At 28.4% G+C, this 306-nt stretch carries 1 rRNA gene; it reads left to right on the top strand.

Features of this window, described 5'->3' with window-relative positions:
• Window positions 1-220 precede the first annotated feature (220 nt).
• Window positions 221-306 (top strand): 5S ribosomal RNA (gene rrf / locus KGF52_RS21245); the annotation flags it as partial.

Below are 306 nucleotides of genomic sequence, written 5' to 3' on the forward strand. Positions count from 1 at the left end.
AGGTCGAGGACTTGACCAATATTTATTTGATGTTCATTAATTAAAATATATATGTAGTTTTTAGAGTGTTAACTCTATGTATTTAAATTTGTCAATAATTAGAGATTTTTAAGAGTTTTATAAGCTAAAAATCGAATGAAAAAAGTATTGACATAATAAGACAAAGATGTTATTATAATACTTGTCTTAGAAAAAAGATAAATGAAAATTTAGACAATAATCTGGTTATAATAGCAGAGAGGATACACCTGTTCCCATTCCGAACACAGAAGTTAAGCTCTCTAGCGCTGATGGTACTTGGTGGGA

The sequence above is a fragment of the Clostridioides sp. ZZV15-6597 genome (genome assembly GCF_020657815.1).
Taxonomy (GTDB): domain Bacteria; phylum Bacillota; class Clostridia; order Peptostreptococcales; family Peptostreptococcaceae; genus Clostridioides.